Source organism: Pseudomonas hormoni (assembly GCF_018502625.1).
In the GTDB taxonomy this organism is placed as follows: Bacteria; Pseudomonadota; Gammaproteobacteria; order Pseudomonadales; family Pseudomonadaceae; genus Aquipseudomonas; species Aquipseudomonas hormoni.
The window spans coordinates 5100025-5113046 of sequence record NZ_CP075566.1 but is presented as its reverse complement, the minus strand read 5'-3'; the positions used below and the strand labels follow the sequence as shown (position 1 = coordinate 5113046).

The window sequence follows — 13022 nt, the reverse complement described above, 5'->3', positions numbered from 1 at the left end:
TCGAGTAGTAAACCAGACATGGGGGCTGGTGTCCTACCCGATAACGCTTGTTGCCTGTCAGTCGGCGGCGGGCTTCTGTAGGACTTGTTCGCTGAGCTTGTCGGCCAGGCGCACGAAGGCCGCCAAATCGAGCTGCTCGGGACGCAGGCTGCCGTCGACACCGGCGGCGGTAATTTCGTCGTTGCTCAGCAGCAGTTTGAGGGTGTTGCGCAGAGTCTTGCGGCGCTGGTTGAAGGCTTCGCGTACGACGCGCTCCAGCAGCCGGTGATCCTTGGCCGGGTGTGGCAGTACCGCGTGTGGCACCAGGCGTACGATGGCCGAATCGACTTTCGGCGGCGGATTGAACGCGCCCGGACCAACGTTGAACAGGTGCTCTACACGACAGTGATACTGGACCATGATCGACAGGCGACCCCAGTCACCACCGCCAGGACCTGCTGCCAGGCGCTCGACCACTTCTTTCTGCAGCATGAAGTGCATGTCGCGAATGATGCCCGCGTTGTTCAGCAGGTGAAAAATCAGCGGGGTAGAGATGTTGTACGGCAGGTTGCCGACCACCCGCAGGCTGTTCGGCGCGGCGTTCAGGCTGTTGAAGTCGAACTTCAGCGCGTCACCCTGATGCAGGTTGAAGTTGCTCTTGCCGGCGAACTGTTGGTTGAGGATCGGGATCAGGTCTTTGTCCAGCTCCACCACGTCCAACTGGGCACCGCTGTTCAGCAGGCCTTGAGTCAGCGCGCCCTGGCCCGGGCCGATTTCCAGCAGGCGGTCTTCGGGTTTGGCATGGATGGAGCGCAGGATGCGGTCGATAACACCGGCATCGTGCAGGAAGTTCTGGCCGAAACGCTTGCGCGCCCGGTGTTGGTAATGCTCGGTCATAAACGGGTCTCGGCCATCTGGTAGGCGGTTTCCAGGGCGACTTGCAGGCTGCCGGTGTCGATTTTGCCGCTGCCGGCCAGGTCCAGGGCGGTGCCGTGGTCGACCGAGGTGCGGATGATCGGCAAGCCGAGGGTCACGTTGACTGCCGCGCCGAAGCCTTTGTATTTCAGCACGGGCAGGCCCTGGTCGTGGTACATCGCCAGCACCGCGTCGCAGTGCTCCAGATATTTGGGGGTAAACAGAGTGTCAGCGGGCAGGGGGCCGCGAAGGTCCATGCCCTCGCCACGCAGACGCTCTAATGTAGGTTCAATGATGTCGATTTCTTCATGGCCCAGGTGTCCGCCTTCACCGGCGTGCGGGTTGAGGCCGCAGACGAGAATGCGTGGCCGGGCGATGCCGAATTTTTCTTGCAGGTCCGCGTGCAGTATCCGCGTGACGCGTTCCAGACGCTCCGGCGTGATTGCATCGGCAATCTCGCGAAGGGGCAGGTGAGTGGTGACCAGCGCCACGCGCAATCCGCGAGTCGCGAGCATCATCACCACTTGCGCGGTATGCGTCAGGTCAGCGAGAAATTCCGTATGACCGGAAAAGGCGATGCCTGATTCATTGATCACACCCTTGTGCACAGGGGCGGTAATCATCCCGGCGAAATGCCCGTCGAGGCAGCCCTGACCCGCGCGGGTAAGGGTTTCCAGAACGAAAGCAGCATTGGCTTTGTCGAGTTGCCCGGCAATCACTGGCGCACTAAGCGGTGTATCCCAGACATACAGACTGTTGGCTGGCGCGGGTACATCCGGCCAGGCATCAGGCGTGACTGGCAGCAAATCGACAGCCACGCCCAGTTGCGCGGCCCGCTCTGTGAGCAGGTCGCGACTGGTAATGGCAATCAGGGGGTGTGGCTGGGCTTGCGAGGCGAGCAGCAGGCACAGGTCAGGACCTATGCCGGCCGGTTCACCGGGTGTCAGCGCGAAACGCTTGGGTTTCACTGCGCTGCCTGGTCTGCACCAGGGAGTTTGATCTCTACGTACGCTTCGTCACGGATCTGACGCAGCCAGGTTTGCAGCTCTTCGTCGTATTTGCGGTTACGCAGTACGGTCATGGCTTGCTGCTCACGGGCCTGGGTCGTGCTGTCAGTGGCGCGACGGCCAAGGACTTCCAGAACGTGCCAGCCATATTGAGTCTGGAACGGCTTGGACAGCTGACCTTGTGGGGTCTTGGCCATCACTTCGCGGAATTCAGGCACCAATGCATTCGGATCGATCCAGTTCAGGTCGCCACCGTTGAGGGCGGAACCCGGATCTTCCGAGAAACTTTTCGCCAGTTCGCCGAAATCTTCGCCCGCTTCGATACGGGTATAGAGCGATTCAGCCAAAGCCTTGGTTTTAGCTTCGTCACGAATCGGACTCGGTTTGACCAGGATATGACGTACGTGCACTTCGTCACGTGTCTGGGTCTCGCCGCCACGCTTGTCGAGGATCTTCAGGATGATGAAGCCGCCCGGCGTGCGCATTGGCTGGGTAACGTCGCCAACCGTCATGGTGCTCAGCATGCGATCGAACGGAGGTGGCAATTGAGCGGCTTTACGCCAGCCCATGTCGCCGCCTTCCAGTGCGGTTTCGCTGGCGGATTTGGCGATTGCCAACTGACCGAAGTCAGCGCCTTGCTTGAGCTGCTGGTAAACCGCGTCTGCCTGTTTGGCTGCATTCTGAATCGCGTCGGAGTTAGCGCTTTCCGGCGTAGGAATCAGGATGTTGGCCAGACGGAATTCTTCGGACAACTGCATTTTGCCAAGGTCAGAGGCGAGGAAGTTCTTCACTTCCTGTTCGGACACCTGGATGCGTTCGGCGACACGGCGTTGACGCACACGGCTGATGACCATTTCGCGGCGAATCTGTTCACGGGCGTCGTCGTAAGACAGACCATCGCGAGTCAGTGCGGCGCGGAATTGTTCAATCGACATGTTATTGCGCTGGGCAATGGTGCCGACAGCCTGGTTCAGCTCTTCATCGGTAATGCGGATGCCGGAGCGTTCGCCGATCTGCAGTTGCAGGTTCTCGACGATCAGACGCTCAAGCACCTGCTGATCCAGCACGCTGGCCGGCGGCGCGGAAGCGCCGCGTTTGGCGATGGTTTGCTGAACTTCATGAACGCGCTGGTCCAGTTGGCTCTGCATGACCACGTCGTTATCGACAATGGCCACCACTTTATCGATGGACTGTACCGCGGCATTCGCCGCAGTACCCAGGAACAGCGCGCCCAGCACTAGCGGGCGCAGACAATCAGAAAGCTTGGTCTTCACGTTCACGATAACCTTGGATGCCTTTGTCGAGGAAGCTCTCTACTTTGGCGCCGGTGAGGCCGCCGAGACCTTTCAGAACGATCTGTAGGAAGATGCCATGGTCGCCTTTCTCGTTTTCAGGGGCGTTCTGACTGAACTCGTCATACGACACCCAGTAACGGTTGATCAGGCGCAGTTTCCAGCAGCAGTTGTCGTACTCGAAACCACCGAAGGCTTCCAGGGTACGGTTTTGGTTGTAGTCATACTGCCAGCGACTGATGGCGTTCCACTGCGGCACGATCGGCCAGATCACCGAGAAGTCGTGCTGCTGGATCTTGTAGTAGTCCTTCACGTAGCCCGGGGTGCCCGGAGTGCCGTAGTCACCGCCGCCCACCGACCATTGACCGGTGTTCTGGTCGTAACGGACCTGGTCATTACGATAGCGATAGCCGGCGTTGATGACCTTGTTCGGGTTGTCCTCAGGCTGGTAGTGGAACATCGCGCTGCCCGAGCGAGGGCTGTGGCTGTCCGGGTCCCAGTTGTAATCGGCGGTCGTGCGCCAATCGCGGTTCCAGCGGTATTCGTATTCCAGCGCGTACGGAGAAACATTGGCCTGGGCATCGTCGCGGGTTTTCGCATCGATACCCGGCAACTGGACTTCGCGATCCTTGAAGTACAAGGCCTGGCCGACGCTGATGCGTTGACGCTCGAAACCGTCTTCTTCGATCCAGCGGTTGGTCACGCCCAGCGACAGTTTGTTCTCGTCGCCGACACGGTCGGAGCCCGAGAAACGGTTGTCGCGGAACAGAGACGCATAGTTGAAGGTGTATTCACCAGTGTCGAAGACCGGGATGTCCTTCTGGTCTTCTTCAGGCACATACAGGTAGAACAGGCGTGGTTCCAGGGTTTGGCGATAGTTTTTGCCGAACCAGGTGGTGTTGCGGTCGAAATACAGGCCGCTGTCGATGCTTGCGATCGGGACGCCACGGTTTTGCGAACTGCTGAACGACTCGCCAAGGGCCGAAGCTCTATTGCGATTCGTCAGGAGATCATTCTTGCCGGTGCTATCAAGATCAAGGTCGTACTGAGTGTATTGATACTTGAGCGATGGCTTCACGAAACCATACGTCCAATCCAAAGGCAGGCTCACGCCTGGCTTGAGGTTCAGACGATTACCGTTGGCACGAGCCAAGCCCGTCACGTTGGTGTCCAGGCGAGGCGACAGGATGCCGTTTTCATCGGAAAACTGACCTGTTTCCAGATCCCGCTCAAACCGTACGATTTCTGTTTCGTAGTCGAAATTCAAGCCATTCGGATGCACAGGCAGCTGACCGTTGAAGGTGAGCTGCGGCAGGCGATCATACGGCGTGATGTTTGAAACGGTTGCGAGCTGATACGCCTGGGCGTTCAAACGAGCGGTGTAGCTGTCGCCACGATAGGTGACGGAACCTTGCTGATTGACGTAATCGTCGGCTTTCACGCCAATCTGATCGGTCTGCAGGTCCTGGAAGTAATACGGATCGCTGATCTTGGTGTAATCGACTTGAGTGAAAACCCGAGAGTCAAGACCACCCTTGTGCTGCCAGTTGTACATGTAGCGGGTTTTTTCGTAGTCGGTCTGCTGACTGCGTTCTGTATCGTCATCATTGAGGTACGCGGCGCCGAACTGACCTTCGCTGGACTTGGTCAGGTAACGGAATTCGCCTTCCATCAACAGGCCGCGCTTGCTCATGTAGCGCGGGTACAACGTGGCATCGTAGTTCGGCGCCAGGTTGAAGTAGTACGGCGTGACGAGCAGGAAGCCGGTATCGCTGCCGGTGCCGATGGTCGGCGGCAGGAAGCCGGACTGACGACGATCGTCGATCGGGAAATAGATGTACGGCGTGTACAGGACCGGAATGTCCTTGACCCGCAGCGTCACGTTGGTCGCGGTACCGAAACCGGTGGCCGGGTTCAAGGTGATGTTGTTGCCCTTGAGCTGCCAGGCGTTGCTGTTCGGTTCGCACGTGGTGTACGTACCATCCTTGAGGCGGATGATCGCGTTCTCGGCACGTTTCGCGTACAGCGCGTTACCGCGGATACGGGATTTGTGCATCACGTATTCGGCGTTGTCGACCTTGGCTTCCCCGGTGTCGAGCTGCACTTCGGCGTGGTCGCCGACGATCAGCGCGCCGTTGTCGCGAATGCGCACGTTGCCGTCCAGTTCGCCACGGCTCTCGGCCTGATAGAGGTTCGCCTCGTCGGCTTCAGCCTGCATGCTGCCCTGACGCAAGACCACGTCGCCCGCGAGGGTAGCGATCTGCTCGTCCTGCTTATAGCGGGAGGCCTTGGCGCCGACAAAGGTCGGAGCGTCACTTTTATTCGTCTTGTCATTCATGCCAGGACGAATCGGTTCGATATAGGAACCAGAGCAGTAAGGACCGGTTTCGGCCAATTGCGCTGCAGTGAGCTTCTCGCGCGGAACCCAGTCGAGGTGACTGTAGTCTTCGCTACGTGACTTGAGACCGCGGCCTTTGGATTCGGTGACCAGCGCAGTCTTGGCGCCGGTGTCTTCGCCGGTGGCGCTCTCGGCCGGGGCTTCACCGGTCGCGGAGACTGCGCTGCCGTCATGGACGGGACGCGGTGGCAATGCAGCCGCCGGCGTCTTTGGCGCACAGTTCCAGGCACCCGAAGCAGAGACTGAGCAGTCATACTGTTCCGCGGCGACCACGAACGAAGTGGCTAGAGGTTGCAGGGCCAGCAGACTGCCGGTGACCAACAACGGAAATTTTTTACGAAACGCGGGGGATTTCAATGCCATCTTATTAGTCCGGGCTTCCTGCGTGCCATCTGCCCGCGGTGTGGGCCGCACGCCTCTCGATGGTCTGAAAAAGATGCTGGATAATAAAGCATGACCCGCTTGACGGCTAGCGCCGTCGGAGACCCTTGCAATGCCTGACCAAGATGTACGTTTGCAACACCTGAAAGTTTGGCTCGATGAGCAGTTGGCGACCCTCTTTGCAGAGCAAGGTTGGGGCGCCGTACCCCCGGCCACGTTGACCGCGGCCAGTAGTGATGCGAGTTTTCGGCGCTATTTCCGCTGGGAAGGCGCAGGCAGAAGTTTCGTCGTAATGGACGCGCCGCCGCCCCAGGAAAACTGCAAACCCTTCGTGGACATCGCTTTTTTGCTGGCGAAATCCGGAATAAATGTGCCGAAAATTTATGCCGAAGACCTAGAACGCGGTTTTCTTTTGCTCAATGACCTGGGCAACAAGACGTATCTGGACGTTATCGACAGCGAAAATGCCGACGATTTGTTCAAGGATGCCCTGCAGGCACTGCTGGCTTTTCAGCAATTGCCGATGGTTGCGCCGCTGCCGAGTTACGACGTGGCGCTGTTGCGTCGCGAGCTGGAATTGTTCCCTGAGTGGTACGTGAAGCGTGAGTTGGGCATCGAGTTCGACGCTGCGCAGCAAATGCTCTGGCAGAACGTGACCGAGCTGTTGATCGACAGTGCGCTGGCGCAGCCCAAAGTGCTGGTGCATCGCGACTACATGCCGCGCAACCTGATGCTCAGCGAGCCGAATCCCGGCGTGCTGGATTTCCAGGATGCAGTCTACGGCCCGGTGACCTACGACGTGACCTGCCTGTTCAAGGACGCGTTCCTGAGCTGGCCCGAGGAGCGTGTGCGCGGCTGGCTTGAAAATTACTGGCAGCAAGCGGGCGCCCTGGACATACCGGTTCAGCCGGACTTCGAAGACTTCCTGCGCGCCAGCGACCTGATGGGCGTGCAGCGTCACCTGAAAGTCATCGGCATCTTCGCGCGCATCTGTCACCGCGACGGCAAGCCGCGTTACCTGGCTGACGTGCCGCGCTTCTTTGCTTATATAGACGCTGTGATCGCCCGCCGCCCTGAACTGGCCGAGCTGGATGTGTTGCTCCTCAGTCTGCGTGCCGGAGCGACTGCATGAAGGCAATGATTCTGGCTGCGGGCAAGGGCGAACGTTTGCGCCCGCTGACCCTGACGACGCCCAAACCGCTGGTTCGTGCCGGCGGCGTGCCGTTGATCGAGTACCACTTGCGTGCGCTGGCCGCCGCCGGGTTTACCGAGATCGTGATCAACCATGCGTGGCTGGGTCAGCAGATCGAAGACTATCTGGGGGATGGCTCGCCGTATGGCGTGAGCATTCAGTATTCGCCGGAAGGTGAGCCACTGGAAACCGGTGGCGGGATTTTCCGCGCGTTGCCGTTGTTGGGTGATGAGGCGTTTGTGGTGGTCAACGGTGATATCTGGACCGACTACGACTTCAGCGTATTGCATCAACCCATCTACGGTCTGGCTCATCTGGTGCTGGCGGATAACCCGAACCACCATCCGGCGGGCGATTTCACCCTGGTCGACGGGCAGGTGCACGATGGCCATCCTGATGCGGCGACCCTGACTTACAGTGGCATCGCGGTGTTGCATCCACAGTTGTTCGACGGCTGCTCGGCCGGCGCTTTCAAGCTTGCACCGCTGTTGCGCAAAGCCATGGCTGACGGGCAGGTGACGGGTGAGCGGCTGCACGGTCGCTGGGTGGATGTCGGCACTCACGAGCGTCTGGCTGAAGTCGAAACGCTGATAGAAGCGAGTCGCTGAGATGCTGTGGCCAGGGACTCTGATTGGAGCCGGAGCAGGCTATGCCATTGCCAGCATTCCGGGGGCCATGCTCGGCGCGTTGTTGGGGCAGGCGCTGGATCGGCGCTTGAAACTGCAGAGCTGGGGGCATTTGCGTGAAGCGCTCGGTGGTCGTCCGGTGCTGCGCAATGATGAGCTGCTGTTCGTGTTGCTGGGGCGGCTGGCCAAGTGTGACGGGCGGGTGGTGGATGGCCACATCCAGCAGGCGCGTCAGGAAATGCAGGCGCTGGAAATGACCGAGTCGGCAAAGCGCCGGGCGATAGCGGCGTTCAACCGCGGCAAGTCGGGACATGACCGGTTGCGCGGCTATCTGCGACGCTTGAGTGCTCAACCCCATGCGGCGGAAGGCGTGTTGCGCGCCTGCTGGCGAATGGTCTGGGCCGATGGCCGCGCCGGTCATGCCGAGCGCGAGCTGATTGCCCAGTGGGGCAAATGGCTCGGCTGGACGTCGTACCAGGTTCAGGCGTTGGCGGCGGACTACGAGCCGTCCAGGCCATCGGTCGTCAGCAGTGCGGTCACTTATCAGGAAGCGATGATGCTGTTGGGCGTGTCCGCCACCACCGAACCGGCGCAGATCAAGCGCGCTTATCGACGTTTGCTGAGTCGCCATCATCCGGACAAGATTGCCGGCAGTGGGGCGACGGCGTTGCAGGTGCGTGAAGCGACTGACAAGACGCGCGAATTGCATAACGCCTATACGTTGATTCGTCAGCGACGGGATTTTCGCTAGCCGGTGAGTTATGTAATCGACAGCGCTGACGCCTTCGCGGGCAAGCCACGCTCCCACAGGTTTTATGTCGTACGCAATTTTTGTGATCGACATAAAACCTGTGGGAGCGTGGCTTGCCCGCGAAGGGAACAACTCGGTCTATTAGTTCGCCTCTGGCTTGGGATTCAACCAACCCCGCACCCGGCGCACCAACTGCTCCTGCTCAGCCTTGCTATCCCCCGGCAATGCCTTGAGCGATACCTGACTGAACGCTGAAGCCTTCAGACGCTTGCTGGCCTGCAAGCGCTCCAGTGCCGCGTTGCGGTCCAGCGGCTTGTCCATGTAGAAGATGTCGGCCGTCGGCAATTTAAGGGTCGGCGTCAATTCAGCCAGTTCCGGCTTCGCCGCAACAGGCGTCTGGGCGGCGACCATCGCGAATTTCTCGACTTGCGAGGGCTGCTTCTCACTCAGGTAACGGGCGGCCCAGTACGCGCCGGTGCCATGGCCGAGCACCACAATGCGGCGAGCGCTCTGTTGTTCGGCGTAGGCAATGGCCGCATCAATGCGTGCGAAGATTCGCTCGGCATCGGCTTTGGCCTGCTCGTCACTGGTTTCGGCGATGGCCTTGTCGGCGACTTCCGCCTCACCGCCAGCCGCTTGCTCGATGGGGGCGGCGGTGGTCGAGTCCTTGCTGCCGACGTCAGGGGCCTTGGGCGTTGGCGCTACTTCGACGGTACGTGGCGCAATGGCATCGCTTTGCAGGTCGGGCAAGGTGATACTCAGGCTGCTCCACTCGGCGTCGGGCAGTTTGCGTCGCAGGGGACTGATTGCTTGCGGCCAGTCAACGGTTTCACCGGCGCCCGGGATGATAATCACCGTGCCTTTGGGATCCGCCGTATTGGCCGGTTTCCACAAGGCCAGAAAGGTATCGCTGCCCGCTTGCAGTTGTTGCTGTTCCTGAGCAGGGATTTTTCGCTCAAGTGCTGTCGCTTCTTCCTGACTACGCTCAAGCAGCGGCTGACGTTCGACCGGTTTTTCGTCTGCGGATTTTTCCGCGGCAGCGGGTGCGGGATCAGCGGCCTGGACGGAAAAGGCGCAAGGCAGGATCAGCGACAGGCACAATGCTGGCAGTGCCAGGCGGTAGACAGGGGGCATCGGATATTCCAGGCCAGAAGTTATTCCGGCAGCCTAATGGGTTGGTCAGTATTTGTCAGTGTGTGAGACTTTGATGAAGCGTTTTCGCTGCCTGTGGGTTATCGGCTGTTTGTGGTTTCCCTTGATGGGCTGGGCGGCGCCTGCGCCACCAGCGCACGTCGCACAATTGTCCGCACGTCAGCAGGAATGGCTGGCGCAGCACGATGAATTGCGCGTCGGGCTGGTGTTGCAAGTGCCCTATGCGCAATACGATCGCCGCTTGCAGCGGTTGTCCGGGGTTAACGTCGAGTTGATGAAGTGGCTGGCCAGGTCGCTCAAGGTCGAGCTGAGCTGGCGCAACTTTCCCGACCTCGCGCAGCTGGAGGCCGCCGCCCGCGAAGGTGAAATCGACATCGCGCCGGGGCTGGTGCAAACCCCCGGTGGCCTGCGCCTGTGGCAGTTTTCCGACCCGTACATGCGGGTGCCGCAACTGGTGGTCAGCGACCAGAAGGCTGCCGGTGGGGTGGAGCTGGAAAAACTCGACAGCCAGACCCGCGTTGCCGTACGCATGCCCAGCGCCACCGCCGATTACCTGCGCGGTAATTATCCGCACCTGAACCTCCAGGGTGTCCCGGTCGAGCGCCAGGCTTTGCAACTGTTGCTGAGTCAGCAGGCCAGTTACGCCGTGGTCGACGAAGCACAATTGGGGCGTCTGTCTGTCGAGCCGGAGTTTGCCGGGTTGGTGGTGGTCGGCGACATCGGTCTGCCACAGCTGCTGCGCGTGGCCACGCGGCGGGACTGGCCGGAACTCGCCGGCATTGTCGAAAGCGCGTTGCGAGCGATCCCGGCCAAGGATCTGGAGCAACTGCACAATCAATGGCTGCAACCCAAATACCCGCGACTGACGGAGTCCCCGGGTTTCTGGCAGAACCTCAGTCTGCTGTTGGCGGTGTTGATGCTGAGCTGCATGGCGATCGTGTTCTGGCAGCGTCGGCAGCAACACAGCCTGGAGCATCGTCTGTTAGCGGCTCGGGAAGACATTGCCTTGCGAGCCGCCAGTGAAGAAGCGTTGCGCCTCACGCAGTTTTCCATCGATCAGAGCACCGTCGGCATTCTCTGGGTCAACTGGGACAGCCATGTGCGCTACGCCAACCGGGCCGCCGAAACGATGCTCGGCTATCCGGCGGGCGGCATCATCGACCGGCCGCTGATCGACTTCGAGCCCGGTCTGCACATGGACCGCTGGCTGAACCTGTGGAAACGCGCCCGCGCCAGCGAAGAAGGCCCGCAAAGTTTCGAAACCAATTGCCTGCGGGCTGATGGCAGCCTTTTGCCGACGGATGTTTCGTTGAGCTTCTTGCGTTTCCGTGATGGCGAATACCTGGTGGTCTACCTCAATGACGTCACCGAGCGCCGTCGCGCCCTGGCCGCGTTGCAGGAAAGCGAGGCGCGCCTGCAAGGGATCGCCGCCAACGTGCCGGGATTGGTCTTTCGCCTGGAACGGGCACCGGTGACGGGACAGATCGACTTTGCCTACATCAGCGAAGGCAGCGAGAGTCTGGTGGGTTACGCGCCGGCGACCCTGGCCCATCGCGACAAAGGTCTGCGCAGCCTGGTGCACCCGGACGACAAGGCCAGCTACCACCGGACGCAGGATCACGCGCTGGACACCGACAGCGACTGGTCGTGGCAGGGGCGGATTCTCACGCGTCAGGGCGAGCAGCGCTGGGCCGAGATCAAAGCCATCACTCGACGCCTCGAAGATGGCGCCTACGTCTGGGACGGCATTGTCTGGGACATCAGCGAGAGCAAACGCATCGAGCTGGAACTGGCCAGCTCCCGTGAGCAGTTGCGTGAGTTGTCGGCGCACCTGGAGAGCGTGCGGGAAGAGGAAAAGGCCCGTATCGCCCGGGAAGTTCACGACGAGCTGGGTCAGATGTTGACTGTGTTGAAGCTGGAAACGTCGATGTGCGAATTGGCCTACGCCCAGCTCGACCCGGGTCTGAACGAACGTTTGAACAGCATGAAGCGCTTGATCGCTCAGTTGTTCCAGCTGGTGCGCGATGTTGCTACGGCGCTGCGCCCACCGATTCTCGATGCCGGCATCGCCTCGGCCATCGAATGGCAGGCCCGGCGTTTCGAGGCGCGCACGCAGATTCCATGTCTGGTGCAGGTGCCGGACAACTTGCCGGTGCTCAGTGATGCCAAGGCTATTGGCTTGTTCCGGATTCTTCAGGAGGCGCTGACCAATGTCATGCGGCATGCCCAGGCGCATACTGTCGAACTGACGTTGTCGCTTGAAGGTGATGAGTTGTGTCTGACGGTCAGCGATGATGGCGTAGGATTCGTCGCCGCTACCGGTAGGTCGACATCCTTTGGGGTTGTCGGCATGCGCGAGCGGGTGTTGATCATGGGCGGGCAGTTGTCGCTTGAAAGTGAGCCGGGGGAGGGCACGACCCTGAGTGTGCGTGTGCCGTTGGATGGGGCCTGAAGAATTTGTGTTGGTTTTACTGACGCCTTCGCGAGCAGGCTCGCTCCCACAAGTACAGTGAGCACCCTGTGGGAGCGAGCCTGCTCGCGATAGATCTTGAATCTGGAGAAGAACGTGATCCGTGTACTGGTAGCCGAAGACCACACCATCGTTCGCGAAGGTATCAAGCAACTGATCGGCCTGGCCAAGGACTTGCTGGTGGTGGGCGAGGCGAGCAATGGCGAGCAGTTGCTCGAGACCTTGCGTCATGTTCCCTGCGAAGTGGTGTTGCTGGATATCTCCATGCCTGGGGTCAATGGCCTGGAAGCGATTCCGCGGATCCGTGCGTTGAACAATCCGCCTGCCATTCTGGTGTTGTCGATGCACGACGAAGCGCAAATGGCTGCACGGGCATTGAAGGTCGGTGCTGCAGGCTACGCGACCAAGGACAGCGACCCGGCGCTGCTGCTGACGGCGATCCGCAAAGTCGCGGCGGGCGGGCGTTACATCGATCCGGAGCTGGCCGACCGTATGGTCTTCGAAGTCGGCCTGACCGATTCGCGGCCGCTGCATTCACTGTTGTCGGAGCGTGAGTTCTCGGTGTTCGAACGTTTGGCCCAGGGCGCCAACGTCAACGACATCGCCCAGCAACTGGCCCTGAGCAGCAAGACTATCAGCACCCACAAGGCGCGGCTGATGCAGAAACTCAACATCACCTCGCTGGCGGAACTGGTGAAGTACGCGATGGAACACAAACTCCTCTAAACCGCACGCAATCCCTGTAGGAGCGAGGCTTGCCCGCGAAGCCTTTAGCGCCAATGAAGACGCCTTCGCGGGCAAGCCTCGCTCCTACAGGGATAACGCGTCGTCATGTCCATTTGCGACATGCCTACAGCAC

10 protein-coding genes are annotated in these 13022 nt (G+C 60.3%); 5 read left to right on the top strand and 5 right to left on the bottom strand.

What is annotated here, in order from left to right; genetic code table 11:
• Positions 1–57: 57 nt before the first annotated feature.
• Genes rsmA through KJF94_RS23845 form a run of 4 tightly spaced genes read right to left on the bottom strand, consistent with a single transcriptional unit; the run spans position 58 to position 5954 of the window.
• Complete coding sequence (gene rsmA / locus KJF94_RS23860; protein ID WP_017341115.1) at positions 58–876, bottom strand: 16S rRNA (adenine(1518)-N(6)/adenine(1519)-N(6))-dimethyltransferase RsmA; 819 nt, start codon at positions 874–876, stop codon at positions 58–60.
• Positions 873–1862, bottom strand: a complete 990-nt coding sequence (gene pdxA / locus KJF94_RS23855; RefSeq protein WP_214379229.1) for a 4-hydroxythreonine-4-phosphate dehydrogenase PdxA — start codon at positions 1860–1862, stop codon at positions 873–875. Before pdxA ends, rsmA begins: the two co-directional genes overlap by 4 nt.
• Positions 1859–3175 carry a peptidylprolyl isomerase SurA gene (gene surA / locus KJF94_RS23850; protein ID WP_214379227.1) on the bottom strand — a complete coding sequence of 439 codons (1317 nt, stop codon included), beginning with the start codon at positions 3173–3175 and terminating at the stop codon, positions 1859–1861. The genes pdxA and surA overlap by 4 nt, the downstream gene beginning before the upstream one ends.
• Positions 3156–5954 carry an LPS-assembly protein LptD gene (locus tag KJF94_RS23845; protein ID WP_214379225.1) on the bottom strand — a complete coding sequence of 933 codons (2799 nt, stop codon included), beginning with the start codon at positions 5952–5954 and terminating at the stop codon, positions 3156–3158. Before KJF94_RS23845 ends, surA begins: the two co-directional genes overlap by 20 nt.
• Before the next feature lie 130 nt (positions 5955–6084).
• On the opposite strand from KJF94_RS23845, the gene KJF94_RS23840 reads away from it, so the two are divergent.
• Genes KJF94_RS23840 through KJF94_RS23830 form a run of 3 tightly spaced genes read left to right on the top strand, consistent with a single transcriptional unit; the run spans position 6085 to position 8541 of the window.
• Entirely contained in the window at positions 6085–7104 is a 1020-nt protein-coding gene (locus tag KJF94_RS23840) for an aminoglycoside phosphotransferase family protein (RefSeq protein WP_214379223.1), read from the top strand.
• The gene (gene murU, locus KJF94_RS23835; protein WP_214379221.1) at positions 7101–7772 is read left to right on the top strand and encodes an N-acetylmuramate alpha-1-phosphate uridylyltransferase MurU; all 672 of its coding nucleotides are present in this window, start codon (positions 7101–7103) and stop codon (positions 7770–7772) included. Before KJF94_RS23840 ends, murU begins: the two co-directional genes overlap by 4 nt.
• 1 nt (position 7773) lies before the next feature.
• Entirely contained in the window at positions 7774–8541 is a 768-nt protein-coding gene (locus KJF94_RS23830) for a TerB family tellurite resistance protein (protein ID WP_214379219.1), read from the top strand.
• Between the two features lie 141 nt (positions 8542–8682).
• Here KJF94_RS23830 and KJF94_RS23825 read toward each other — a convergent pair whose 3' ends face one another.
• A complete protein-coding gene (locus KJF94_RS23825; RefSeq protein WP_214379218.1) occupies positions 8683–9675 on the bottom strand; it encodes an alpha/beta hydrolase family protein in 993 nt (330 codons plus the stop codon).
• 73 nt (positions 9676–9748) lie between these two features.
• On the opposite strand from KJF94_RS23825, the gene KJF94_RS23820 reads away from it, so the two are divergent.
• A complete protein-coding gene (locus KJF94_RS23820) occupies positions 9749–12145 on the top strand; it encodes a PAS domain-containing sensor histidine kinase (RefSeq protein ID WP_214379217.1) in 2397 nt (798 codons plus the stop codon).
• Positions 12146–12259: 114 nt separating this feature from the next.
• Positions 12260–12889: a response regulator gene (locus tag KJF94_RS23815; protein WP_084318557.1), complete on the top strand. Its 630-nt coding sequence runs from the start codon at positions 12260–12262 to the stop codon at positions 12887–12889.
• Positions 12890–13022 lie beyond the last annotated feature (133 nt).